Genomic DNA, 24,934 nt, shown 5'->3' on the forward strand with positions numbered 1-24,934 from the left:
CACCGTCAGCTCACCATGTCGGGGCACTCCCCGGCGACCACTCCCGGCTTTGGTCGGCGTCCGCGCCTGGGTCCGGGACTTCTACCGGGAACTCTACGGCACGACCGGCGGAGTGCCGGTGCCCAACGAAGTGACCGACGGCTGCTTCGTCAACTACGCCGACGTCGACCTGAACGACCCGGCCTGGAACAGCTCGGGCGTCGCCTGGCACGACCTCTACTACAAGGGCAACTATCCCTGGCTGCGGCGGGTCAAGGCGCGGTGGGACCCGCGCGACGTCTTCCGGCACGCCCAGTCCATCCAGCCGGCCGGCCGACTGACCGGGGCCTCGCGATGACAACCGTCAACTTCGACGTACGCCGGCCCGGCAGCCGGTTGCAGAGCCTCACCGGGCTGCGCTTCCTCGCCGCCCTGCTCGTCTTCGGCTTCCACCTGTCGCTCAACCGGCACCTGCTCGGCGAGGGCGGCGTGCCGGCTCCCGGACCGGCTGCTCTGGCCGGCCGCCGGCCTGGTGATGGCGACCATCCTGGCGCTGCCGACGGTCGCCGGGCTGCTACCGGCCGGTGACGTGTTCGGCGAGGCGCACCGCAACTCCCCGCTGTACCAGCACTCGATGAACCAGGTCTGGTTCCTGTACGCGTTCCCGCCCGTCCGGTTGCTCGACTTCGCCCTGGGCATGCTGATGGCGTCGATCGTCCGGGCCGGACGGTGGCCAGGGCTGCCGGCGGCATCGGCGGCCGGACTCGTCCTGGTGGCCTACCTGGCCAGCCTGGCCGAGCCGCTGGCGTACCAGCTCAACGCCGGCTTCGTCATCCCGGTCGCGCTGCTGATCCCGGCCGTGGCCACCCTCGACGAACGGGGTCGCGGAGGGTGGCTGAGCCATCCGCGCACCGTGCTGCTCGGCGAGGTCTCGTTCGCGTTCTACCTGGTTCACGACATCCTGCTCACCGGGTTGGGCCGGGTGCTGGGCCCGCACACCCCGCCGCCGGGCGTGGGCCTGCTGCTCGCCGTCTGCGCGCTGGTGGTGAGCATCGGCGCCGGCTGGCTGCTGTACCGGACGGTGGAGAGGCCGCTCACCCGGGCCTGGGCGCGGCGCAGTGCCCGGCCGGCCCAGCCGGGCGCGGAGCGGACCCCCGCACTGGTCTGATCGTGGGCCCGGGGCGGCCGATGGGGAACCCGCCGGCCGCCCCGAACCCGACTGCGGCCACCGGCGCGCTCCCGTTCAGTCGGCGGCAGCGGCGGTGCCGGTCGGCTCGCGGTCCGCCCTGGCCGCCCGTACCGACCGCACGGCCGCCCAGATCAGCAGAAGCGTCATCAACGGGGCCCCGGGCAGCTTCGTGTACCGGGCCAGCCCGGTGCCGTCCGGCAGGATCAGGAACGCCGAGACCAGCGCGACGACGGTGAACCAGCGGGTATGGTGCACGGTCGTCGCGGCGAGCACGGTCAGCGGCCAGATCCAGTACCAGGGGTGCACGACCGGTGACATCGCCACCATGGCGGCGAGCGCCAGGCCGGCGTGCCACAGCGGGTTCCGGGTGCGGGCCCGCCACCAGAGCCAGAGCAGCAGCCCGGCCAGCACCACCACGCCGAGCGCCCGGGTCACCGGAAGCGCGTCGACGTGCGCGCCGAAAATCAGCGCGACGTACCCGGCGGTCTGGCCCACGGCGGTCGGCGGCGACGTCCAGGCGATCGCGTCGCCGCCCTTGGACAGCCCGCCGACCCAGCCGAAGTCCAGCCCACCGGCGAAGGTCACCCCGACCACGGTGGCGACCGAGCCGGCGACGACCCACCCGCCGTCGCGCGCCAGCGTGCGGATCCGGTACGGCCCGGTCATGGCGGCCAGCGCGGCGAACGGGATTACCACCACGCCGGTGATCTTGATGGACACGGCCAGCCCGAGCAGCACTCCCCCGGCCAGCAGCGGGCCGGGGCGGCCTGGCCGGGCGGCCACCGCAGCCAGCCCGGCGACCAGCAGGCCGACCATCAGCGCGTCGTTGTGCGCCCCGGCCACCAGGTGCACGCCGATCAGCGGGCTGGCCAGGGCCAGCCACAGCGCCCTGCCGACCGGGACCCCGCAACGGCGGGCCAGCACCGGCAGGCAGGCGGCGGTCAACGCCAGCCCGGCCACGGCGAACAGCCGGAACAGCACGATGCTTGCGGTCAGTGACCCCGTCGCCTTCACCACCGCACCGGCCAGCACCACGAACAGCGGTCCGTACGGGGCCGGGGTGTCCCGCCAGATGTACGAGATGGTGTCCAGCCACGGGCAGGGCAGCGCCGACACGCCGTGCTCGTACGGGCTGATGCCGTTGGCGAAGCTGGCCCCCTGGCACGCGTAGGCGTACACGTCGCGGCTGGCCATCGGCGGCGCGACCAGCAGCGGCAGCAGCCAGAGTCCGGCGGTGACCAGCGCCCAGCGCGCGGACGGCACCCCGTCGCGCAGCGTCCACCACGCGCCCGCCATCAGCGCGGTCCCGACGAGCCAGGCCACGATGATCAGTGGCCCGTGCGGGCCCTGCCAGATGCTGACCGGGGTGGGGCGCAGGTCGCCGCCGGGGAACGCCCCGCCGAGGAACGCGGAGAGCGACAGCAGCGCGGAGCCGGCGAGCCCCGCGTAACGGATCAGACGGTGACGGTCCACGGTCAGCATTGTCCGGACGGCCGCAGCGAGCTTCCCACCCGGTACGCCCCGGGCGTGGCCCCGCGCACCGTGACGAACCCGTCCGGGGCAGGGGCGAGGCAGCCACCCGGGCCGGTCAGGGTCAGCCAGCGAGACCAGCGCACCCGCACCGGCACGTCGCCGGGCGCGTCGACAGTGAACCCGACGGCGGCCCGGCCGGAGTCCACCAACCGGCCCGGCGGGCCGACCAGCGGGGCGGGTTCGGTCACCGCGTACAGCCGCCACGTGGCGTCCCGCCACACCTCCCGCAAGTACGGCTGACCGGCCGCGACGAGGGCGGCCTCCTGGCGGGCGGACCGGTCGGGCACGCTGCCCGGCGCGTATGCGACGTACGCGACAGCCTCGCGGCGCAACCAGCCGGCGTACCCGTCGGCGGTAAGGTCGTCGCCGTAGAACAGCGGGTTGCGGAGGGTGTCGACCTGCCGCTCCCAACCCCGGGCCAGCGGTACGGTGTCCGGCAGGTACGCCGACTCCCAGTGGTCGCGCAGCGGCACCACTTCGACCCGGCCCACCGGCTGCCGGCGGGCCAACTCGTCGACCAGCGGCCGGTAGTACGCCGCCGCGCTCTCGGGCGAGCCGGCCCGGGACAGGTCGGCGGTCATGACCGGGTTCTGCCACCAGAGGCAGGCGGCGAGCAGCCCGGCCAGCCACGGGCCGGGCAGGGGCGCATACCCGGCGAGCAGGGGCAGCGCGAACAGCATCGGCAGCCGCAGTGCGTTGGAGCCGATCGGGCTGGGCACGAGCTGGGCGGCGACCAGCAGCAGCACGGTAAGCGCGGCACCGGCGCGCAGCGTGCGGCGGCGGCGCGGCACCGCGAAGAAGACCACCACGGCGAGGGCCACGTTGATCCGCATCGACTCGGCGGTGAACGGCTGCGTGCCGCCGTTGCCGAACAGCAGCGCCATCGGGGCGAGCGCGAGCGCCGGGGCGAGGCACAGCGTCAGGCTCTCGGCCATTTGTTTTGTCGGCCCGCCACCCGCCGGGCAGCGCCCGCCCCGGCCCGGGGCCCCGGCGCAGGCTCGCCAGCAGCAGCGCCGAGCCGGCCAGGCCGGTGAACAGGCCGGCGACCGGGCTGGCCCAGGTGGCCAGCCCGGCGAGCAGCCCGGCCAGGGCCAGCCGCACCGGGCAGGCCCAGCCGCGCCGGCCCGGCACCGCGAACCCCGGCGGGTCGACGCCGACCGCGCACAGCGCGAGCAGGCCCAGCGCCAGCCCGACGGCGAAGGTGACCCGGCCACTGGCCAGGTTGCCGACCAGCACGACCGCGCCGAGGACCCCGGCGAGCAGCGGCCGGCGGGCGCGGTGCCGGGCGAACAGCCAGCCCAGCGCGGCGGCGGCGAGCACCGCGGCAACGGCACCGAGCGGGCGGGGCCCCGTCCAGACGGCCAGCCGGGCGGTGAACAGGCTGTAGCCGAACTGGTCGACGCCGCCGTACCAGCCGAGGTCGACCGGGGTCGCACCATGCCGGCCGGCGAACCCGGCCCGGGCCACCTGGGCGGCCAGGTCGGTGCCCATCGGCGGGGCGAGCAGGAACGCCACGGCGAGCAGCGTCGCCGCTCCGGCCGCCACGACGGGGGGTGTTAGCAGGGGACCCCTGCTATACAAAAAGCGATAAGAAGGGGCCCTTCCTTGCGCCTCAGCCATCGAGGACGTGTTCCATCGCCGTGCGGGAGCGGCGGCCGGTGCGCAGGTACTCGTCGAGGAACTCGCCCGGGTCGTCGCGGCCCAGCAGTCGGACCACCCCGGCCAGCTCCACGCCGTGCCGGGGCAGCTGGTCGCCGGCCCGGCCCCGCACCAGCATCAGCGCGTTGCGGACCTGCGCGGCCAGCGTCCAGCCGGCGGCCATCGCGGTGGCGTCCGCCGGGTCGACCAGGCCGGCTGCGCTCGCGGCCGAGAGCGCGTCGAGGGTACGCGTGCCGCGCAGCGCCGGCAGCCGGCCGGCGTGCCGGAGCTGGAGCAGCTGCACCGCCCACTCGACGTCGGCAAGCCCGCCCCGGCCCAGCTTGGTGTGGGTGGCCGGGTCGGCGCCCCGGGGCAGCCGCTCGGTCTCCACCCGCGCCTTGATCCGCCGGATCTCGACGATCTGCTCCCGGGTCAGCCCGTCGGCGGGGTACCGGACCGGGTCGACCATCGCCTCGAACTCCGTACCCAGGTCGGCGTCGCCGCAGACGAACCGGGCGCGCAGCAGCGCCTGCGCCTCCCACACCTTCGACCAGCGGGCGTAGTACTGCGCGTACGCGGCGAGGCTGCGCACGTGGGGGCCCTGCCGGCCCTCCGGGCGCAGGTCGGCGTCCACGCCGAGGGCGGGGTCGGGGGCGGGGGCGGAGAGCAGCCGGCGCAGCTCCTCGGCGATCGCGTGGGCGGCGGCGCTGGCCGCGCCCTCGTCCGCCCCGGAGGGCGGGTCGTAGACGAAGAGCACGTCGGCGTCGGAGAGGTAGTTCGACTCGTACCCGCCGAGCCGGCCCATGCCGATCACCGCGAACCGCAGGCCGGGCAGGGCCGGCTGGGCGGCCCGTGCGGCGCGCAGCGCGGCGGCCAGGGTGGCGTCGGTGACGTCGGACAGGGCGGTGCCGACGGCGGTGACGTCGGCGAGGCCGAGCGCGGCCCGTACGTCGGGGTCGGTACGGCCGGCGACGGCCCGCTCCTGGTCCCGGCTGGGGGTGGGGGCCAGCGACCCGGCCCGGCTCAGAACGTCGGCGCAGGCGATGCGGACCAGCTCCCGGCGGCGCAGCGCGCGTACCGCCCGGGTCGCCTCGACCGGGTCGTCGGCGTGCCGGGTCGCCGCGGCGGCGAAGCCCTCGCAGAGCACCCCGGCCGGGCGCGGGGTCAGCTCGTTCTCCTCGGCCAGCAGCCGCAGCGCCTCCGGCTCGCGGGCCAGCAGGTCGGCCGCGTACCGGGAGGAGGAGAGCACCCGGGCCAGCCGGCGGGCCACCGGGCCGGAGTCGCGCAGCAGCCGCAGGTACCAGGGGGTGCTGCCGAGGGAGTCGGAGACCTGCCGGTAGTTGAGCAGCCCCCGGTCCGGCTCGGGGGCGTCGGCGAACTCGCTGAGTAGCACCGGCAGCAGGGTGCGCTGGATGGCGGCGGTGCGGCTCACCCCGCCGGTGAGGGCCTGGAGGTGACGCAGCGCCCCGGCCGGGTCGGCGAAGCCGAGGATCTCCAGCCGGTGCCGGGCCGCCTCCGGGGTGAGCCGCAGCCCGTCGGCGGGGACACGGGCCACCGACTCCAGCAGCGGCCGGTAGAGCAGCTTGGCGTGCAGCCGGCGTACCTCGGTGGCGTGGGTGACCCACTCGGCGCGGAACTCCTCGACGGCGCTGCGGCCCGGCGTGGCCGCGTAGCCGAGGGCGGCGGCGAGCCAGCGCAGCGCGGCCGGCTCGGTCGGCACGGTGTGGGTGCGGCGCAGGCCCTGGAGCTGGAGCCGGTGCTCGACGCCACGCAGGAAGCGGTACCCGCGCAGCAGCGCCTCCCCGTCGGCCCGGCCCACGTAGCCGCCGGCCACCAGGGCGCGCAGCGCGGGGATGGTGCCGGGCACCCGCAACGTCTCGTCGCCCCGGCCGTGCACCAGTTGCAGCAGCTGGACGGCGAACTCGATGTCGCGCAGCCCGCCGGGGCCGCGCTTGATCTCGCGTTCCAGCTCCTTCGGCGGGATGTTGTCGATGATCCGGCGGCGCATCGAGCGGACGTCGTCGACGGCCTCGGGCCGCTCGGCGGCCCGCCACACCAGCGGGGCGAGCTGGTCGATCCACTCCTGGGACAGCGCCAGGTCACCGGCGGCCGGGCGGGCCTTCAGCAGCGCCTGGAACTCCCAGGTGCGCGCCCAGCGCCGGTAGTACGCCAGGTGGCTGGCGAGGGTGCGCACCAGCGGGCCCCGGTTGCCCTCGGGGCGCAGCGCCGCGTCGACGGGCCAGGCGACCAGCCCGCAGACGTGGATCAGCCGGGTGGCGATCGTGGTGGCCGCCGGCAGCTCGTCGTCCTCGGCGCAGACGAAGATCACGTCGACGTCGGAGACGTAGTTCAGCTCGCCGCCGCCGCACTTGCCCATCGCCACCACGCCGAGGCGGGGCACGACGGTCCCCTCGGGCAACTCGCCCACCGCGATGTCGTACGCCGCCGCGAGTGTGACGTCGGCCAGCGCGGAGAGCGCCGCCATGGTCTGCTCCAGTGCGCGCCCGCCGGTCAGGTCGGCCGCCGCGATGCGCAGCAGGGCCAGCCGGTACGCCTGCCGCAGCACCGCCACCGGCTGGGTGGACGCGCTGAGGCGGGCGGCGGCGGCCAGGTCGAGCCGGCCCTCGGCGGAGGGGGCGAGCCCGTCAGGGGCGGTGGCGAGCACCGGCCACTGGCCGGGGTTGGCCACCAGGTGATCGCCGAGGGCCGAGGACGCGCCGAGCACGGCGACCAGCCGCCGGCGCAGCCCCGGGTCGGCGTGCAGCCTGTCCAGCACCTCCGAGTCTCCGGGCCTGCTCGCAGAACCGTTGGCCGCAGCGGCCGTGCCCGCAGCGGCGGGGCGGGTGGAAGGGGCGACGGGGCCGGTGCGGGTGCGGCGCTCGGCCTCGACGAGGCGGTGCAGCTGGCGCAGGGCCAGGTCCGGGTCGGCGGCCCGGGACAGCGCGGCCAGCAGCTCGGCGGCCCGGTCGTCGACCGGTTCCTGTTCCTGCGGGTGCCACAGGTCGAGCCCGGCCGGGCCGAGCAGGTCGGCGGCGCGGGAGCTGTCGTCGGTGCCGAAGCCGTAGCGGGCCAGCCGGCCCCGGGCGGGTCTGCTCATGATCGGCTCAGTGCCCGAGCAGCGGCAGGGGACGCCGGACGCTGTCGTCACCCAGCTCGCCGAGGGCGAGGGCGGCGAACCGGATGGCGAACGGCTGCCACACCTCCTCGACGTCGGCCATCACCCGGTCGCAGGCGGCGACCACCAGCTCGGGGTCGTAGCCCAGCTCGTCGAGCAGGGCGGAGTCGGCGGCCCAGTCGGCGATCATGGCGGTGTCGCACTCGATGTGAAATTGCAGGCCCCAGGCCCGGTCGCCGAGCCGGAACGCCTGGTGCGGGTAGCGGGTGGAGGCGGCCAGCAGGGTCGCCCCGTGCGGCAGCTCGGTGATCTCGTCGGTGTGCCACTGGAGCACGTCGGGGATCAGCGGCACGTACCGGAACAGCGGGTCGGCTTCGGCGGCGTCCCGCCGGCCGACCACGGCCGGGCCGACCTCGGGCCCGGACGGGCTGCGCTCGACCAGGCCGGCGTGCGCCGTGGCGAGCAGCTGCGCGCCGAGGCAGACGCCGAGGGTCGGCACCCGGTGCCGGACGGCCTTGCGCAGCAGCCCCTCCAGCTTCGGGAACCAGGGGGCCCCGGGGGTGCCGTCGGGCGCCGGGTAGGCCCGCTGGTCGCCGCCGAGCACCACCAGCGCCACGTACCCGTCCAGGTCGTCGGGGAGGTCGTCCCCGGCATGCGGTCGCAGCACCCGCAGTGCCAGGCCCCCCTCCACCAGCCACTCCCCCAGCCGGCGGGGGTCGTCGGTCGGGTCGTTCTCGATCACCAGCGCGGTTCCCACGCCGTCGAGGCTATCGGGTACGTCGACCGCCACCCGGAACGCCTCGACCCGCGCGCCGAGCGGCATTCCGGTACTGACTGCGGGAACCCGCGGCGCGTTCCCGGTGCCCACTGCGGGAAGCCGCCGGGCGGTTAGGCTCGGCGGCTGTGACCGCCGACGACGCCGTCCTGCGCCCACCTGTCCTGCGCCCCGGCGACACGGTGCTGCTGGTGTCCCCGTCCGGGCCGACCCGGCCCGAGCGGGTGGCCCGGGGCATGGAGCTGCTCACCAGTTGGGGGCTGCGGCCGGTGCCCGCCCCGCACGCATACGCCCGGCGGGGCTACCTGGCCGGCGGGGACGAGCTGCGCGCCGCCGACCTGAACGCCGCGTTCGCCGACCCGCAGGTGCGCGGGGTGATCTGCACCCGGGGCGGCTACGGCGCGCAGCGCATCGTGGACGCCGTCGACATGGCGGCGGTGCGCCGGGACCCGAAGGTGGTCGCCGGCTTCTCCGACATCACCGCGTTGCAGCTCGCCCTGTGGCGGGGCGCCCGGCTGGCCGGCGTGCACGGCCCCGGGGCGGCCTGGCTGGACGAGCGCACCCCGCTGCGTTCCGCCGAGTCGCTGCACGCCGCCCTGATGACCACCGAACCGGTCACCGTCGACGCCGTGCCCGGGGAGGAGACCTTCGGCGTACGGGTGCCCGGCCGCGCCACAGGGACGCTGCTCGGCGGCAACCTGTGCCTGCTCGCCGCCACCCTCGGCACCCGGGACATGCCGGACCTGACCGGAGCGGTGCTGCTGGTCGAGGACGTGCAGGAGCCCCCGTACAAGGTCGACCGGATGCTCACCCAGTTGCGCCGCGCCGGGGCGCTGGACGGCCTGGCCGGGGTGGCCGTCGGCCAGTTCACCGACTGCGCGGACGGCTGGGAAACCACTGTCGCCGACGTGCTGACCGACCGCCTCGGCGACCTCGGCGTACCGGTCCTCGGCGGCCTGCCGATCGGCCACGGCCACGGCCAGCTCACGGTCCCTGTCGGCACCGAGGCCACCCTCGACGCCGAAGCCGGCACCCTCACCACCTCGCCCGCCGTCGCCTAGCCCCCCGCCCCGCGCCGATCTCGCAGCTGGGCCCCGACAGAGGGGGCGAAACGCCCTTACCCGACGAACCAGAGCGCCCCGTCGATGCCACAGGTGATGCCGACGGGGCCGGCGGCGTCGGTGGGCAGCGGGTGCAGCCTCACCGTACCGTCGAGCGCGATCCGGCCGATGGCGTTGGCCTGGTTGAGGGTGAACCACAGGGCCTCGTCGGGTCCCGCCGTGATCATCGACGGGAAACCGCCGGCGACCGGCAGCGGGTACGCGGTGTGCGCCCCGTCGATGTCGACCCGGCCGACGGTGTCGCTGCTCATCCCCGCGTACCAGAGGGCTTCGTCGGGGCCGGCGGCGATGCCGCCGGGGGCGGTGCCGGCCGGCAGCGCGACGGAGGTCGTCGCGCCGGCGGTGGTGATCCGGCGGATCCGGTGGTCGCCAGAGCGGGTGAACCAGAGCGTGCCGTCCGGGCCGGCGGTGATCCCGTACGGCCCGCAGCCCGGGTCGGGCAGGGCTGTCTCGCGAATGGTGGGCTGCGGCACGGACATCCGCCTCTCTGTCGAGTTCGGCCCACCCTGGCAGGGGCGCGGTGTCCCCCGGCAACCGGTTTGTCCGACCCGAGTGCCCGACTTTCAGCTCGCTGACAGGGTCGTCACGGCTCCGGCCCAGCTCGATTGGTCACTGTCGGTGATGTCATCGCACCCGAGCGAGGATTTTGGAGGACCTGAATGTCCCGCACGATGTCGAAGAAGCACCTACTGGCCGGTTTCGCGGCGGCCGGAGTGCTCGGCGTGGGGATCGCGGCGCCGACCATCGCGTTCGCCGAGGAGAGTGCTACCCCGCCGAGCGCCGGCAACAGCACCAGCGAGGACACCGATCGGCAGCAGCGGCGGGCCGATCGGCAGCAGGAACTCGCCGAGGCGCTCGCCAAGGAGCTGGGCGTCCCCACCGACAAGGTGGCCGCCGCCCTCAAGAAGGTCCGGGAGCAGCACAGGGCCGACCTGCCGGAGCAGGGCCAGCGTGGTGAGCGGCCCGACGCCGCCGACCGACAGGCCGCGCTGAAGAAGCGGCTGGCGCTGGCCGTCAAGGACGGCAAGCTCACCCAGGAGCAGGCCGACGCCATCACCAAGGCCGTCGAGGCCGGCGTCTTCCCCGGCGGGGGCGGCTGGGTCCGGCACCACCACAGCGAGGACGGCGGGATCCGGCACGGCCACGGCGGGGACGGCGGAATCTGGCACCACCACAGCGAGGACGGCGGGATCCGGCACCACCACGGCGGTCCGGTCGGCCCGTGAGAGCCACCGCCTGATCAACTCCATGTCGCCGACGTGGCGGGGTCCGGAGCACTCCGACCCCGCCACGTCGGCGACATGACGGGCCACCAACCCAACCCGCCGCGTCGATCCGGCCGGCCCTGCCCGCCGGAAGCGGCGGGCGGGTCAGGCGATGCAGGCGCAGACGATCAGCGCAGCCCCGAAGTGGGTGGCGGCGCTGACCCGGGCCGCCGGGTGCGGCTCGTCGGAGCAGATGATTTCGCCCAGCTTGCCCGGGGTCAGCAGGTCGAGCACGAAGAACGCCAACGCCATGATCAGCAGGCCGATCAGCCCGAAGACGACCGTGGACGCCAGCCCCTTGGCGAAGTCGCTGTAGCTGGTCAGGATCGCGGTGAACACGATTCCGGCGATGCCGAGTTGGTTCGCGGCGAGCAGCAACCCGGCGTTGGCGTTGCGCCGTACCCAGATCAGCTCGCGCAGCCTGCCGGGGGTGAGCAGGTCGACCAGGCCGAAACCGGCCACCATCAGCCCCACCCCGACGACCCCGAACACGACGCTCTGCCATGCTCCGCTGAGCAGGTCCTCCAGCACCGACTGCCTCCCGACCACCACCGGCCGCCCGGCGGGGTGCCGGCGCGGTGATCGAGACGATAGCGGCCCGCCGCAACCCCCCGACAGACCGCGCCGGCCGGCGGCACTACAGCGACAGGTAGCGCTGCCGCTCGTAGGGGGTGACCTCGCGGCGGTACTGCTCCCACTCGGCCCGCTTGTTGCGCAGGAAGAAGTCGAAGACGTGCTCGCCGAGCACCTCCGCGACCAGCTCGGAGCCGGCCATCACGTCGATCGCCTCGGACAGGTTCTCCGGCAGCGCCTCGTACCCCATGGCGTGACGCTCGGCGCTGCTCAGCGACCAGACGTCGTCCTCGGCACCCGGGGGCAGCTCGTAGCCCTCCTCGATGCCCTTGAGGCCGGCACCGAGCAGCACCGCGAAGGCCAGGTACGGGTTCGTCGCCGAGTCCAGCGAGCGGACCTCCACCCGGGCCGAGTTCGGCTTGCCGTACGCGGGGACTCGCACCAGCGCCGACCGGTTGAGGTGACCCCAGCAGACGTACGCCGGGCTCTCGGTGATCCGGTCCGGCAGCGCCTGCGGGAACAGCCGCTTGTAGGAGTTGACCCACTGGTTGGTGACCGCCGTGTACTCCCGGGCGTGCATGAGCAGCCCGGCGATGAACGACTTCGCCACCTTCGACAGCTTCATCGGGTCGCCGCCGTCGTGGAACGCGTTGCGCTCGCCCTCGAACAGCGACAAGTGGGTGTGCATGCCGCTGCCCGGCTGGTCGGTGAACGGCTTCGGCATGAAACTGGCCTGCACGCCGGTGGAGAGCGCGACCTCCTTGACCACGTGCCGGAAGGTCATGATGTTGTCGGCGGTGGTCAGCGCGTCGGCGTAGCGCAGGTCGATCTCCTGCTGGCCGGGGGCGACCTCGTGGTGGCTGAACTCCACCGAGATGCCGATGCGCTCCAGGGCCAGCACGGCCTGCCGGCGGAAGTCCCGCGCCACCGCGTGCGTGGTGTGCTCGAAGTACCCGCCCGTGTCGACCGGGGTCGGCACCGAGCCGTCCTGCGGGCCATTCTCCAGCAGGAAGAACTCGATCTCGGGGTGGGTGTAGAAGGTGAAGCCCTTCTCGGCCGCCTTGGACAGCATCCGGCGCAGCACGTGCCGGGGATCGGCCCAGGACGGGCCGCCGTCGGGCAGCAGGATGTCGCAGAACATCCGGGCGCTCTCGCCGCTCACTCCACCCTCGAAGGGAAACACCTGAAAGGTGGTCGGGTCGGGCATAGCCACCATGTCGGACTCGAAGACCCGGGCGAAGCCCTCGATCGCCGAGCCGTCGAACCCGATGCCCTCCTCGAACGCGGCCTCCAGCTCGGCGGGGGCCACCGACACGCTCTTGAGCGTGCCGAGCACGTCGGTGAACCACAGCCGGACGAACCGGATGTCCCGCTCTTCCAGCGTACGGAGGACGAACTCCTGCTGACGGTCCACTTCCACCCCTCGTGCCACTGTTTCCGCCGCCGGTCGGGCCTGACCGCCCAGTTTCCACCGGCTCCTTTACGCAGACGTTACGCGACCGGCCCGGACCGCGTCCTGTCGTGTCCCGCCCCCTGGCGGACGGACCCCAGGCAGGCGCCCGCCGCGCGGCGGAAGTGGCGACCGTCTCCGACCTGCCCGCCGTGTCGGGACGGGCCGGCTGGGGCAAGATGTGGACATGCCCACCCTGCGTCTCGCCCTGTCCCAGGTCAACCCGAGCGTCGGCGACCTCGCCGGCAACGCCGACCTGGTTCGCCGGTGGACCCGTACGGCCGCCGACGCCGGTGCCCAGCTCGTCCTGTTCCCGGAGATGGTGCTGACCGGGTACCCGGTCGGAGGACCTGGTGTTCCGCCGGTCCTTCGTCGCCGCGTCGCAGGCCGCGCTGCGCCGCCTCGCCGCCGACCTGGCCGCCGACGGCCTCGGCGGGCTGCCCGTGGTGGTCGGCTACCTGGACGCCGACGGCCCGCCGCAGGTCAGCTCCGACGCCGAGCCGGGCCGGGGGGCCCGCAACGCCGCCGCGGTGCTGCACGGCGGCGAGGTGGTGGCCACCTACTTCAAGCACCACCTGCCCAACTACGGGGTGTTCGACGAGGACCGCTACTTCGTCCCGGGCGACACGCTGACGGTCGTCCGCGTCGGCGGGGTGGACGTCGCCCTGACCATCTGCGAGGACATGTGGCAGGCCGGCGGCCCGTTCGCGGCGGCCCGGCAGGCCGGCGTCGGCCTGGTCGTCACCATCAACGGCTCGCCGTACGAGCTGAACAAGGACGACATCCGGCTGCCGCTGGTGCGCCGCCGGGCCGCCGAGGCCGGGGCCACCGTCGCGTACGTCAACATGGTCGGCGGCCAGGACGAGCTGGTCTTCGAGGGCGACTCGCTGATCGTCGGCGCGGACGGGACGCTGCTGGCCCGCGCCCCGCAGTTCGTCGAGCATCTGCTCATGCACGACGTCGAGCTGCCGGCGGCGGCCGAACGGGCCGGCGGCGACGGGGCACGCGCCGGCGGCGAGGTGGCCGACGGGATGCGGATCGTCCGGGCCACGGTCGGCGACGTCCCGCCCGCGCCCGGCGGCGCGGCGGCGGTGGGCGGAATTATCGAGCCGGTCGCCGACGAGGCGGAGGTGTGGCAGGCGCTGGTGCTGGGCCTGCGCGACTACGTCGACAAGAACCGGTTCCCGTCGGTGGTGCTGGGCCTGTCCGGCGGCATCGACTCGGCGGTGGTGGCGGCCCTCGCGGTCGACGCCCTCGGCCCCGGCCGGGTGGTCGGCGTCTCGCTGCCCAGCCAGCACTCGTCGGAGCACTCCCGGGCCGACGCGGAGGACTTGGCCAAGCGCACCGGGCTGGACTACCGGGTGGCGCCGATCCAGCCGATGGTGGACACGTTCCTGGCGAACATGTCGCTGTCCGGGGTGGCGGTGGAGAACCTCCAGGCCCGGGTACGCGGGGTGCTCCTGATGGCGCTGTCGAACCAGGAGGGCCACCTGGTCCTCACCACCGGCAACAAGAGCGAGCTGGCGGTCGGCTACTCCACCCTCTACGGCGACTCGGTCGGCGGCTTCAACCCGGTGAAGGACGTGTGGAAGACGCTGATCTGGCGGCTGGCGAAGTGGCGCAACGCCGACGCCGCCCGCCGGGGCGAGACCCCGCCGATCCCGGAGAACTCGATCGGCAAGCCGCCGAGCGCCGAGCTGAGCCCCGGCCAGCTCGACAGCGACACGCTGCCGGACTACGACGTGCTCGACCCGATCCTGATCGGGTACATCGACGGCGACCTGGGCCGGACCGGGCTCGTCGAGTCCGGGCACGACCCGGCGATCATCGACCGGGTGCTGCGGATGGTGGACACCGCCGAGTACAAGCGCCGGCAGTCGGCCCCCGGCACGAAGATCTCCATGAAGGCGTTCGGGAGGGACCGGCGGCTGCCGATCACCAACCGGTGGCGCGAGGACAGCTGACCCGGGCCGGGGCGGCACCACCCGCACCGTGAGCGCCGCCCACCGCGCGTCGGGCTCGGCGCGTCACTCTCCGGGAATCCGGAGGGCGCGCCCGGTCCCCCATGAAGTGAAATCCTCCACTGTCTCCTGCCGGCGACCGTCGCGCGGTGCGACGCTTGCGAGGAACCCGGGGACCGCGCGCGCGGCCTCGAGGAAGGAGAGAGTCATGGTGGAGTCCACCCCGACCGAGGTGACCGCCCTCTACGGCGGCCCGGCCACCCGGCGGGTCCGCACCCGCGACCTGCTCGCCGCCAAGGAACGCGGCGAGAAGTGGTCGATGCTCACCTCGTACGACCAGTACACGGCATCGATCTTCGACGCCGCCGGGATCCCGGTGCTGCTGGTCGGCGACTCGGCGGCGAACAACGTCTTCGGCTACGAGACGACGCTTCCGGTGACCACCGAGGAACTGCTGCCGCTGGTCCGTGCGGTGGTGCGGGCGACCCGGCAGGCGCTGGTCGTCGGCGACCTGCCGTTCGGCTCGTACGAGGAGGGGCCGACGCAGGCGCTGCGTACCGCCGTGCGGTTCATGAAGGAGGGCGGCTGCCACGCCGTGAAGTTGGAGGGCGGCCGGCGCTGCGCCGACCAGATCGCCACGATCGTCGGGGCCGGCATCCCGGTGATGGCGCACATCGGCTTCACCCCGCAGAGCGAGCACACCCTCGGCGGGTACCGGGTGCAGGGGCGCGGCGACACGGCCGACGAGGTGTTCGCCGACGCCCTCGCGGTGGCCGAGGCGGGCGCGTTCGCGGTGGTGCTGGAGATGGTGCCGGGCGAGGTCGCCAAGCGGATCACCGGGGAACTGTCGATCCCGACCGTCGGCATCGGCGCCGGGCCGGACACCGACGCGCAGGTGCTGGTCTGGCAGGACATGGCCGGCCTGCGCACCGGGAAGGCCCCCCGCTTCGTGAAGCGCTACGCCGACCTGGCCGGGGCGCTGGCCGAGGCCACCCAGCGGTTCGCCGACGAGGTCCGGGGAGGCGAGTTCCCCGCCGCCGAACACACCTTCTAGCATCCGGGGCCGACCGGCGGCTGCGCATCCGGGCTGGTGGACGGCGTGCCGCTGCGTCGTCCATCAGCCCGGTGTCGGTGGACGACGCAGCGGACGAAGCCGCTAAGGTAGCCGTCCGTGAATCATGCACGTATCTCAACCGTTGTCCTGACCTGCGTTTCCCTGGTCGCGCTCGCGGCGTGCGGCGGGAAGGAGCCGTCGCCGACGGCCGCGCCCACCCCGGCTGTCACCTCTGCCACAGCCGCCCCACCCACGGCCGCCGCCTCCCCCACAGCCGCACCCTCCACCGCCGCCGCCGATCCCGCAGCCGACAAGAAGCTCTGCCAGGCGGCGAAGAAGATCGGCGACGACTCGAAGGCGGCGCTGGTGAAGGCCGTGACGTCGGGTGGCGATCCGACGCCGGCGCTGAAGAAGGCGTACACCGAGATGGCGGACGGGATGGCGGACGTGGTCGCCACGGGCGGCTCCGGCAGCGAGGTCGCCGCCGCGCTGGCGGCGTTCGGCGCGGAGGCCCGCAAGGTGGCGAGCGCCTCGGACGTCACCGCCGCCGCGGACAGCCCCGTCCTGGAGAAGACCGGGGCGAGGGCCAACGTCGCCTGCAAGAAGACCGGCGTCAGCCTGAACTTCTGACCCGAGGGGTCTGAGCTGGTCCCGTCGGTCGCGGCGCGCCACGACCGACGGGACTCGTCGCACCCGAGCGGACCGGTGCCGCTGTGAAGAGAATCGACCGTCGACCAGCTTCAACTCGAAGGCGCGCTCCTCGAGCACAGACCAGGCCCGATCCTCATCCTTCGAGGCGGCCCGGGGCAGGCCATGGAATCTCAGAGGTCGGTGACGCGGATGCCGGCGTGGGCCTTGTAACGCTTGTTGATCGCGATCAGGTTGGCCGTGAACGCCTCGATCTGGTGGGCGTTGCGCAGCCGGCCGGCGTAGATGCCACGCATCCCGGGAATCCGGGCGGCGAGCGCGCCCACGACGCCCACCAGTTCGCGGTCCTCGGTGCAGATCAGCACGTCGAGGTCGATCCGGTCGATCGCCGGGTCGGCCAGCAGCGGGGCACTCACGTGGTTGAACGCGGCACAGACCCGGGAGTCGGGCAGCAGGGCGGCGGCCTGCTGGGCGGCGCTGCCCTCGGCGACGGCCAGCGCGTACGGGCCCTGCCGGTCGAAGCCGAGCGGGTTGACGCAGTCGACGACGATCTTGCCGGCGAGCGGCTCGGCCAGGGCCGCGACGGTGGCCGCGTGCCCGTCCCACGGCACCGCGATCACGACCACGTCGCTGCGCCGGGCGACCTCCTCGTTGCCGGCCCCGGCGACCTCGGCACCGGGAGACACGCCCCGCAGCGCCGCGATCTCGACGGCGGCCTCGGCGGCGCGCTCGGCCGACCGGGAGCCGATCAGCACGGACTGCCCGGCGCGGGCGAACCGGTAGGCCAGGCCCCGGCCCTGGTCGCCGGTGCCGCCGATGATGCCGACGGTCAGCCCGGACACGTCGGGCAGCGTGCTCGCGTCGTATGCCATGCGTCCATCCTCGCAAATCACGCGGGCCGGCAGCAGCGCCGGACGCTGTGCGAAAACCCACCGACCCGGCGATGCCCGCCGTCAGGCCAGCGCGAAGAGGACCTTCCGGGTGGTCGGGTCGGCCTCGACCAGCCGGACCCGGACCCGCTCGCCCAGGGGCAGCACCCCGGTGCAGCGGGCCCGCACCGGCGGGGCGTCCAGCGCCACCGTTCCGCCGGGCTGCCGGGCCGGCCTCGGCCGGCCGTTCGGCGGCGCGTCCACGTCGAGCACCGCCGCGTCGAAGGTTTCGCCGACCCGGTGCGCCAGCAGCACCGCCTCGGTCAGCTCGACGGCGGCCCGGGTGGCCGCGCCGGCCCTCCGGTCGGTCGCGGCCATCACCTGCGGCAGCTTCGGCAGCGCCGCCCGGGCCCAGTCGGGCACCGGCCGGCCGGCGTGCAGGGCCAGGCAGACCTTCGGTGGCGGTACCGGTCGGGCCAGCCGGGCAAGCGGTGCCGTGACGTGGGCGTACGCGGCAGCGACCCCGCCGTGCTCCGGCCGGTCGGGCACCGCGCCGTCGAACGCGGCGTACGCGGCCCCGCGCATCAGCTCGGCCGCCTGGTCGACGAAACGCGGCGACCCGGGGCTCCGAGGCGTCCAGCCCGGCCAGCACCTCACCCAGGCTGACGCCGGCCGGCCAGTCGACGCCCAGCGGGGCGGCGGCGGTGCGCAGCCGGGCCACCGCCTCCGGCCTCGGCTGCGGCATGGTACGCAGCAGACCGATCCCGCCGGGCCAAGCATGATGTCGGCGGCGGCCATCCCGGGTGAGCAGGGGAGATCTGGGCGTTTGTGCTCCTCAATCGGGACCCGGGCCACGCAGCATCAGCCGCCAGCCGTCGCCGTCCGGTTCGACGTCCTGCTCGGGCAGCGGCAGGTTGACCGCGCCCCGGCGCAGGCCGCGCGCGGTGAGCAGGGCACCGAGCTCGGGCAGCAGGGCGATCGGCTCGGGCAGGCGGCCGGCGTCGGCGTCGGCCTGGACGCCGACGTAGTCCAGCTTGGCGCGGCTGCGTACCAGGGCGCGTTCCAGCGCGACGCCGACCGTGCCGCCGTCAGGGGCGAGATCGATGGTCCACACCACAGCCGCCCGGTCCTCGCCGGGCAGCAGGCTGGCCGCGCCCTCGCTGAGGGTCTCCGGGTGCAGGGGCACGTTGCCGTCGGGCAGGTACACGGTCTGCCCGCGCCGCCAGGTCTCCTCCTCCAGCGCGCCGCCGGGGCGCACGTGGGCGGCGACGTCCGCGATGGCGTACCGGACCCGGAAGCCGCCACCGGGGCGGCGGGCGAGGTGCATCGCCTGGTCGAGATCCCGCGAGGTAGCCGGGTCGACGGTGACGAACGGGACGTCGGTGTGGTCGACGGCGGGCCGGGGCGGCGCGGCGGCCGCCGCCTCGGCCTCGCGCTGCGCTGCGGGCGGGAACCCCTCGGGCAGTTCCAGCTCGCGGCGCAGCGCGCCGAAGTCGATGCGGGGCGCGAGGACGCGTCGGATCACCACGGGGTCAATCCTGACAGCGCGACGGTTCATCCGCTCCCCCGCACGGCGGCAGGGTCAGCCGGTGGCCCTCCGGGCGGCGGTGCGGGCGCCGCGCGGCGCGGCGGCTCGGGCCGCCGCCGTGCGGGCCGGTGCGCTCCTGGCCGTGGTGGCCTTCCGCGCCGTGGTCTTCCGCGCAGCGGGGACCTTCTTCGCGGTGGCCTTCTTCGCCGCCGCCTTGCGGGCGGTGGTCGACGAGGTGGCCGTGGTCTTCTTCGCCGGGGCCTTCTTCGCCGGGGCCTTCCTGGCGACGGCCGTGCGGGCACCGCCGGTGGGCCGGGTCGAGGTGGTCTTCCGGGCGGTGGTCTTCTTCGCCGGGGCCTTCTTCGCCGCCGTGGTAGTCCGCTTCGCCGCCGTCGCCCCGGTGGTGCTCTTCGCGGCCTTCCTCGCTGGGGCCTTCCTCGTCAAGGCCGTCGCGGCGGTGGTCTTGGCGGCGGTGGTCTTCTTCACGGTGGTCCTCGCGGCGGTGACCTTCTTCGCGAGGGCCTGCTTCGCGGCGGTGACCTTCTTCGCGGGGGCCTTCTTCGCGGGGGTCCTCGTGGCGGGTGCCTTCTTCGCGGGGGCCTTGCTGCTGACCGGGGCCTTCTGGGCCGCGATCTTCGTCGCGGCGGTCTTCCTCGCGGCCGCCTTCTTCGCCGGCACCCGGCCGGCCCCGGCTCCGGAGGCGTTCGGGGATGCCTTGGTCACGGTCGACCGCCGGGTCGCCGAGGTGGCGGCCCGGGTAGTGCCCGTAGCCCGTCCGGCCGCAGCGGTCTTCTTCGCGGTCGTACGTTTGGCGGCCGGGCGGGTGGTGGCCTTTTGTGCTTCGGCCATCTCGGTTCCCTCCTTGGGGACATGCGCTCGCGTGCCTCCTCTCGGGGCACGGAGTTCCTCGGCGCGGGCCGTCCCGCGCCGCTTATCTGTCCTCCCCGGCCCAACGGGCGTCCTCGGCGTCCCACGCGTCGTTGCGCTCCCGCACCTGCTGCAGGGCGTTCTCCGCGTCGGCGGCCGAGGCGTACGGCCCGAGCACGTGCCGCGCCGCGCAGACGTCGGCCTCGGTCTCGACCCGGTGGTGTCGCGTGCACCAGTAGTAGTGCCCACCACTTCCGCTGTCGCTCATGGGATCACTGTGCACCGCACACCGCCCGGCCGCCACCGGTTCAGGCAAACAGTCGCCGATGTCTTCCACAGTAGACGCGCTGCCCGGCCGCCGGGCCGAAACGGCGGAACCGCCGGATAAGGCGGTGTGGGTGGAGAGCGGCGGCGACCGGTTGAGGGGGTTCCTGTCCCCTACCGACCGCCCTGGGACACTTCATATCAGCCTCGCCGCCCTGCTGGAGCGCCTTTGACGGGCGCACGACCGGGACTGCCCGGGACGGGGGCCCGGGCAGCGCGGCACAATGCCTCGGTGGACCCGGAGGTGGAGCGCTACGTGGCGGAGCTGATCGCCACGGCCGGGGACGTGCTCGGCGACGACCTCGTCGGGGCGTACGCGGCCGGTTCGGTGGCCCTCGGGGCGTACCAACCGGGGCGCAGCGACGTCGACGTGGCGTTGCTGTGCGCGCGGGCCCTGGCGGACGGGCGCAAGCGGGAGTTGGTCGCCCGGCTGCGGCACGAGGTTCTGCCCTGCCCCGCACGCGGGCTGGAACTGGTCGTCTACCACCACGAGGTGGCCCGGTCGGGCACCCCGGAGCCGGGATTCGAGGTGGAGCTGAACACCGGTGCGGGGATGCCGTCGCGGGTGACCTGGTCCGGCGACGAGCGGCCGGCCTCCGACGGCCGGTTCTGGTACGGGCTGGACCGCAGCATCCTGCACTCCTGCGGGCTGACCCTGGCCGGGCCGCCGGCCGGCGAGGCGTTCGCCGACATGACGCCGGCCGATCTGCGCCGGCTGTTGGTGGACGCGCTGACGTGGTGGCTGGCGCTGCCGACCCCGCCCGGGGACGAGCCGGCGGCAGGCACCGAGGACGCGGTGCTCGGCGCCTGCCGCGCGCTGGTGCGCTGCCGCGACGGGATCTGGCTGCCCAAGGTAGCAGCGGGGCGGCGGGTGATCGGGTGGGGGCATCCGGCGTCGGGCCTGATCGAGCGGGCGATCGCGGCCCGGCACGGTGGTCCGCCACCCGGTGGCCGAACGGCCCGCGCGTTCCAGCAGGGTGCGCGTGATGGGATTCGCGCGATGCTATGACCTATTCGATATATAGCCGCTTGTAGATCACTGGATAGCCTGTCATCACGATCTCAGACCGCGTAAGTCCAGCTCCCGCGCGGTCGACGACAGAGGAGACCGATAGATGACGTTGTCCCGCAAGGCCGCCACCCTCGGCGTGTTGACCGCATCGGCGCTGGCCACCACCATGATCGGCAGCCCGGTGTCCGCAGCACCGGCGGCCGGCGATATCCGCCACGCCGGTGGCGCCACGGCCGTTCCCTCCAGCTACATCGTCGTCCTGAAGGACAGCGCCGTCGGAGGCAAGGCCGGCACCCGCTCCGCCGCCGTCTCCCGCTCCGCCAGCAGCCTGACCAAGCAGTTCGGCGGCAGCATCGCCCAGGTGTACGGCGCGGCACTCAACGGCTTCGAGGTGCGGCTGTCCGAGTCCGCCGCGAAGCGCCTGGCTGCGCACCCGTCCGTCGCCTGGGTCGAGCAGAACCACGAGGTCAGCATCCAGACCACGCAGGCGAACCCGCCGTGGGGGCTGGACCGCACCGACCAGGCGGCCCTGCCGCTGAGCAATTCGTACAACTACACCAGCACCGGCACCGGCGTGACGGCGTACATCATCGACACGGGAATCCGCACCACCCACAACGACTTCGGCGGCCAGGCCGTCGACGGGTACGACGCGGTCGACAACGCCCTGCCGGCGGCCGACTGCAACGGCCACGGCACCCACGTCGCCGGCACCGTCGGCGGCACCTCGTACGGCGTGGCCAAGGACGTCAAGCTCGTCGCCGTGCGGGTACTCAACTGCCGCGGCCGGGGCACCAACGCCGGCGTCATCGGCGGGGTCGACTGGGTGACCTCCAACCACCAGGCCGGCCAGCCGGCGGTCGCGAACATGAGCCTCGGCGGCTCGGTGAACTCGTCGCTGGACACCGCCGTGGCGAACTCCATCGCCGACGGGGTCACCTACGCGGTGGCTGCCGGCAACTCCAACGCCAACGCCTGCTCCTCCTCGCCGGCCGCCGTCCCCGCGGCGATCACCGTCGGGGCGACGCAGAACAACGACGCGCGGGCCGACTTCTCCAACTACGGCACCTGCCTTGACATCTTCGCCCCGGGACGTGAACGGTGCTGTCCGCCTGGTACAACAGCAACACCGCCACCAACACCATCAGCGGGCACCTCGATGGCCGCCCCGCACGTGGCCGGCGCCGCCGCCCGCGTGCTGTCCAACAACCCGACCTGGACCCCGGCCCAGGTCGCCGCGCACCTGACCACCACGGCCACCGCCGGCGTGGTGACCAGCCCCGGCACCGGTTCTCCGAACCGCCTGCTGTACGTCTCCCCCGCGAGCTGATTCCCCACCTCCGAGTGCGGCCCCGGAGCGCCCGATCGCTCCGGGGCCGCACCACGTCCGGGGTCAGGCCGCGACGGCCCGGGGCCAGGCGGTGAGGTGCCCGGAATCAGGGCCGTGACGCCTCCGGTCGCCACGGCCGGCGCGGCCACCATCACCCGCCAGGCAGCCCCGGGACACTTTCCGGAACAGGACCCGTAGCGTGCAATAATTCGTTAAAACAGCCGTAACCGGCACCCCCGGTCGGGAGTTCTACCGTGTGTTAGCACGCGGCCACGCGTGGACGTGTACCGGCCTGGGGGTGAGCGGTGCAGCGCAGACTCGTCGCCGGCTCCCTCGCCCCGTTGCTCGTCTGCGCGCTCCTGCTGCACATCGGCCTCGCCTGCCGCGCCCCGTTCGACGCCGCCGCCCTAAACACCGTCGCGCCCATCGGGCCCGTTGGGCCCGTCGCGACCACCCGGCCCGCCCTGCCGACGCCGGCCGCCGCGCCCACCATTGCGATCGGGCCGATTGCGGACGCCGAGTCCAGCTCTACCGCCGGGCCGATGGTGACCGGGTCCACCGCTAGAGGGTCCACCGTGACCCTTCGGGCCAGCGTGACCGACGGTCCCGACCCGGCGGCCCAGGGCCGCGCGGCGTCGCGGGCCGGGCGGGTCACCCTGGAGGCGTACCGCCTGGTGACCACGCTCGCCGCACGCACCGGCCAGTCACCGGACCCCACCGTCGTGACCCGCTTCGACGGCAAGGCGTGCGGGTCGGTCACTCGCTTTGGCCGGGGCAACCAGAGCACCGACCGCCGTGACCCCGGGCCGCAGGCATCGTCGGCCCTGCCCGACGCCACCGTCCACCGGGACAACACCGCCGACGGACGCCCCGTCACCGCCGACGCCGGCCCCGACCCGATCCGGCTGAGCGTCCTGCGCTGCTGACCGGCGCGAGCGGGATCCCGGCCGCCCGGTGACGCGGGCGGCGTACGGCGACGGGTGACGACGACGTCCCCGGGCCCGTCGGGCACTCCCCGCAAACGCGACGACCACGCGCGTCACCCGCCGGCCGCCCGCGCCGCCGACACCCGTACCCCCGGCTGGGCCGGCGGTACGACCAGCCGGCGGCTGGCGGCGGGGGCCAACCCGTTGCCCGCTCACCCCGCATTCCCGGATGTGAACCATGTCGCCTTCCGCCCTGCCCTGGCGCACGCTGCGCGCCGACCTGTCCGCCTCCATCGTCGTCTTCCTCGTCGCCCTGCCGCTCTGCGTGGGCATCGCCGTCGCCTCCGGCGTGCCAGCCGAACTCGGCCTGGTCACCGGCATCGTGGGCGGCATCGTCGTGGGATGCATGCCGGGCAGCAGCATTCAGGTCAGCGGCCCCGCCGCCGGCCTGACGGTGCTGGTCGCCGAGGCGGTGGACCGCTACGGCCTCGCCGGCCTCGGCACGATCGTCTTGGTCGCCGGGCTGCTCCAGGTCGGCCTGGGGCTGCTGCGGCTCGGCCGTTGGTTCCGCGCCATCACCGTGTCGGTGGTGCAGGGCATGCTCGCCGGCATCGGTCTGCTGCTGATCGCCGGGCAGCTCTACGTCATGGCCGGTGCCGCCGCGCCGCACTCCGGGCCGGGAAAGTTCACCGGCCTGCCGGGGCTGGTGAGCGAGGTCGCCACGTCAACCTCGGCACTGATCTCGCTCGTCGTGGGCGGAGCGACCATCGCCGTGATGGTGTTCTGGGACAGCCTGCCCGGCCGGCTGCGGACGGTCCCCGGCGCGCTCGTCGCCGTCGTGGCGGCGGCCGCAGTGACCGCCGCGCTCGGGCTGCCCGTCGACACCATCGAGGTCGAGGGACTGCTCGCGGCGATACAGCCGTCCCTCGGGCACTGGGGCACCCTCACGGACCTCGGCGTACTCGCCACCATCGCCACGTTCACCCTGGTCGCCTCGGCGGAGAGCCTGTTCAGCGCGGCGGCCGTCGACCGGCTGCACCAGGGCCCCCGCACCGACTTCGACAAGGAACTCGTGGCGCAGGGCACCGGAAACGCGATCTGTGGCCTGCTCGGCGCCCTGCCGATGACCGCCGTCATAGTCCGCAGCTCCGCCAACGTGCGGGCCGGGGCGCGGACGAAGGCATCCCGGGTGCTGCACGGGCTGTGGCTGCTGCTGTTCGCTGCCGCCGCGCCCGGCCTGATCGGGCTGATCCCGCTGCCCGCGCTCGCCGCCGTTCTCATCCACGCCGGGGTCAAGCTGCTGCCGCTGCGGGCGATGCCGCAGCTGTGGCGGGAACACCGGGGCGAGGCGGTGGTGCTGGCGGTGACCGCCCTGGGCATCCTCACCACCGACATGTTCACCGGCGTGCTCGTCGGCCTCGGCCTGGCCGTGTTGAAGACCGCGTGGGAGACGTCGCACATCCGGCTCACCGTGCGCGACGCCGACCCGGGCCCGATCGAGGTCGCGATCACCGGTAACGCCACCTTCCTGCGGCTGCCCACCATCCTCACCACGCTGAACGACCTGCCCGCGGACCGCACCGTACGGCTGGACCTGGGCGGGCTGCGGCACGTCGACCACGCCTGCCGGACCGCGCTGGACACCTGGATCGAGACGCACAACGGCAACGCGGGCGTGTCGGTGCACGTCGTGGCCCCGCGCCCGGCGGAGGACGACCGCCCCCACACGGTCGACGCCACGGAGTAACGCGCCGCGCCTGGCCAGGGGTCGGGTTCG

At 74.3% G+C, this 24,934-nt stretch carries 21 protein-coding genes and 2 pseudogenes; 12 read left to right on the top strand and 11 right to left on the bottom strand.

Annotated features, from left to right (window positions below; all coding sequences use genetic code 11):
* The 3 genes from MCAG_RS07070 to MCAG_RS07080 form a co-directional block, all read left to right on the top strand.
* On the top strand, nucleotides 1–337 hold a 337-nt coding region (locus MCAG_RS07070), incomplete at its 5' end, for a BBE domain-containing protein (protein ID WP_198141514.1).
* Nucleotides 334–567: a hypothetical protein gene (locus tag MCAG_RS07075; protein WP_036372666.1), complete on the top strand. Its 234-nt coding sequence runs from the start codon at nucleotides 334–336 to the stop codon at nucleotides 565–567. The genes MCAG_RS07070 and MCAG_RS07075, both read left to right, overlap by 4 nt.
* Complete coding sequence (locus MCAG_RS07080; RefSeq protein WP_050777894.1) at nucleotides 515–1,147, top strand: acyltransferase family protein; 633 nt, start codon at nucleotides 515–517, stop codon at nucleotides 1,145–1,147. Before MCAG_RS07075 ends, MCAG_RS07080 begins: the two co-directional genes overlap by 53 nt.
* Nucleotides 1,148–1,222: 75 nt before the next feature.
* Here MCAG_RS07080 and mptB read toward each other — a convergent pair whose 3' ends face one another.
* The 4 genes from mptB to MCAG_RS07100 all read right to left on the bottom strand — a co-directional run bounded on the left by mptB (nucleotide 1,223) and on the right by MCAG_RS07100 (nucleotide 8,277).
* The gene (gene mptB / locus MCAG_RS07085) at nucleotides 1,223–2,650 is read right to left on the bottom strand and encodes a polyprenol phosphomannose-dependent alpha 1,6 mannosyltransferase MptB (protein WP_036372669.1); all 1,428 of its coding nucleotides are present in this window, start codon (nucleotides 2,648–2,650) and stop codon (nucleotides 1,223–1,225) included.
* On the bottom strand, nucleotides 2,644–3,636 hold the full coding sequence (locus MCAG_RS34510) for a hypothetical protein (protein WP_050777895.1): 993 nt from the start codon (nucleotides 3,634–3,636) through the stop codon (nucleotides 2,644–2,646). Before MCAG_RS34510 ends, mptB begins: the two co-directional genes overlap by 7 nt.
* 677 nt (nucleotides 3,637–4,313) lie before the next feature.
* On the bottom strand, nucleotides 4,314–7,436 hold the full coding sequence (locus tag MCAG_RS07095) for a bifunctional [glutamine synthetase] adenylyltransferase/[glutamine synthetase]-adenylyl-L-tyrosine phosphorylase (protein WP_036372672.1): 3,123 nt from the start codon (nucleotides 7,434–7,436) through the stop codon (nucleotides 4,314–4,316).
* Nucleotides 7,437–7,443: 7 nt separating this feature from the next.
* The gene (locus tag MCAG_RS07100) at nucleotides 7,444–8,277 is read right to left on the bottom strand and encodes a type 1 glutamine amidotransferase (RefSeq protein WP_083802214.1); all 834 of its coding nucleotides are present in this window, start codon (nucleotides 8,275–8,277) and stop codon (nucleotides 7,444–7,446) included.
* A gap of 80 nt (nucleotides 8,278–8,357) precedes the next feature.
* Between MCAG_RS07100 and MCAG_RS07105 the strand changes: the two genes are divergently transcribed.
* Nucleotides 8,358–9,290: an LD-carboxypeptidase gene (locus MCAG_RS07105; protein ID WP_007072289.1), complete on the top strand. Its 933-nt coding sequence runs from the start codon at nucleotides 8,358–8,360 to the stop codon at nucleotides 9,288–9,290.
* A gap of 56 nt (nucleotides 9,291–9,346) precedes the next feature.
* Here the strand turns inward: MCAG_RS07105 and MCAG_RS07110 are convergent, their stop codons facing one another.
* Nucleotides 9,347–9,829, bottom strand: a complete 483-nt coding sequence (locus MCAG_RS07110; protein ID WP_007072290.1) for a hypothetical protein — start codon at nucleotides 9,827–9,829, stop codon at nucleotides 9,347–9,349.
* 180 nt (nucleotides 9,830–10,009) lie between these two features.
* Between MCAG_RS07110 and MCAG_RS07115 the strand changes: the two genes are divergently transcribed.
* Nucleotides 10,010–10,576 (top strand): hypothetical protein, encoded by a 567-nt coding sequence (locus MCAG_RS07115; protein ID WP_007072291.1) that lies wholly within the window; start codon nucleotides 10,010–10,012, stop codon nucleotides 10,574–10,576.
* Nucleotides 10,577–10,720: 144 nt separating this feature from the next.
* Here the strand turns inward: MCAG_RS07115 and MCAG_RS07120 are convergent, their stop codons facing one another.
* The gene (locus tag MCAG_RS07120; protein ID WP_036372675.1) at nucleotides 10,721–11,146 is read right to left on the bottom strand and encodes a DUF350 domain-containing protein; all 426 of its coding nucleotides are present in this window, start codon (nucleotides 11,144–11,146) and stop codon (nucleotides 10,721–10,723) included.
* Nucleotides 11,147–11,252: 106 nt separating this feature from the next.
* Nucleotides 11,253–12,602: a type I glutamate--ammonia ligase gene (gene glnA / locus MCAG_RS07125; protein WP_036372678.1), complete on the bottom strand. Its 1,350-nt coding sequence runs from the start codon at nucleotides 12,600–12,602 to the stop codon at nucleotides 11,253–11,255.
* A gap of 223 nt (nucleotides 12,603–12,825) precedes the next feature.
* Here glnA and MCAG_RS07130 point away from each other — a divergent pair.
* The 3 genes and pseudogenes from MCAG_RS07130 to MCAG_RS32290 all read left to right on the top strand — a co-directional run bounded on the left by MCAG_RS07130 (nucleotide 12,826) and on the right by MCAG_RS32290 (nucleotide 16,283).
* A pseudogene (locus tag MCAG_RS07130) lies at nucleotides 12,826–14,602 on the top strand (NAD+ synthase).
* A gap of 205 nt (nucleotides 14,603–14,807) precedes the next feature.
* Nucleotides 14,808–15,653, top strand: a complete 846-nt coding sequence (gene panB / locus MCAG_RS07135; RefSeq protein ID WP_007072295.1) for a 3-methyl-2-oxobutanoate hydroxymethyltransferase — start codon at nucleotides 14,808–14,810, stop codon at nucleotides 15,651–15,653.
* A 117-nt stretch (nucleotides 15,654–15,770) separates the two neighbouring features.
* Entirely contained in the window at nucleotides 15,771–16,283 is a 513-nt protein-coding gene (locus tag MCAG_RS32290) for a hypothetical protein (RefSeq protein ID WP_007072296.1), read from the top strand.
* Nucleotides 16,284–16,474: 191 nt separating this feature from the next.
* Here MCAG_RS32290 and npdG read toward each other — a convergent pair whose 3' ends face one another.
* From npdG to MCAG_RS30515, 4 genes and pseudogenes are all read right to left on the bottom strand, one after another.
* On the bottom strand, nucleotides 16,475–17,173 hold the full coding sequence (gene npdG, locus MCAG_RS07145; RefSeq protein WP_036372681.1) for an NADPH-dependent F420 reductase: 699 nt from the start codon (nucleotides 17,171–17,173) through the stop codon (nucleotides 16,475–16,477).
* An 81-nt stretch (nucleotides 17,174–17,254) separates the two neighbouring features.
* Nucleotides 17,255–18,698: pseudogene (locus MCAG_RS07150) on the bottom strand (RNB domain-containing ribonuclease).
* 54 nt (nucleotides 18,699–18,752) lie between these two features.
* Entirely contained in the window at nucleotides 18,753–19,547 is a 795-nt protein-coding gene (locus tag MCAG_RS30510; RefSeq protein WP_083802215.1) for a hypothetical protein, read from the bottom strand.
* Between the two features lie 82 nt (nucleotides 19,548–19,629).
* Nucleotides 19,630–19,833: a hypothetical protein gene (locus MCAG_RS30515; protein WP_036372683.1), complete on the bottom strand. Its 204-nt coding sequence runs from the start codon at nucleotides 19,831–19,833 to the stop codon at nucleotides 19,630–19,632.
* Nucleotides 19,834–20,121: 288 nt separating this feature from the next.
* Between MCAG_RS30515 and MCAG_RS07165 the strand changes: the two genes are divergently transcribed.
* From MCAG_RS07165 to MCAG_RS07180, 4 genes are all read left to right on the top strand, one after another.
* Nucleotides 20,122–20,898: a nucleotidyltransferase gene (locus MCAG_RS07165; RefSeq protein ID WP_036372686.1), complete on the top strand. Its 777-nt coding sequence runs from the start codon at nucleotides 20,122–20,124 to the stop codon at nucleotides 20,896–20,898.
* 106 nt (nucleotides 20,899–21,004) lie between these two features.
* Entirely contained in the window at nucleotides 21,005–22,231 is a 1,227-nt protein-coding gene (locus tag MCAG_RS07170; RefSeq protein ID WP_007072301.1) for a S8 family peptidase, read from the top strand.
* A gap of 305 nt (nucleotides 22,232–22,536) precedes the next feature.
* Nucleotides 22,537–23,157, top strand: coding sequence for a hypothetical protein (locus MCAG_RS07175; RefSeq protein WP_007072302.1), 621 nt, complete (start codon nucleotides 22,537–22,539; stop codon nucleotides 23,155–23,157).
* A gap of 238 nt (nucleotides 23,158–23,395) precedes the next feature.
* The gene (locus tag MCAG_RS07180) at nucleotides 23,396–24,904 is read left to right on the top strand and encodes a SulP family inorganic anion transporter (protein ID WP_007072303.1); all 1,509 of its coding nucleotides are present in this window, start codon (nucleotides 23,396–23,398) and stop codon (nucleotides 24,902–24,904) included.
* The last annotated feature ends 30 nt before the right edge of the window (nucleotides 24,905–24,934 follow it).

The organism is Micromonospora sp. ATCC 39149, assembly GCF_000158815.1.
GTDB lineage: Bacteria > Actinomycetota > Actinomycetes > Mycobacteriales > Micromonosporaceae > Micromonospora.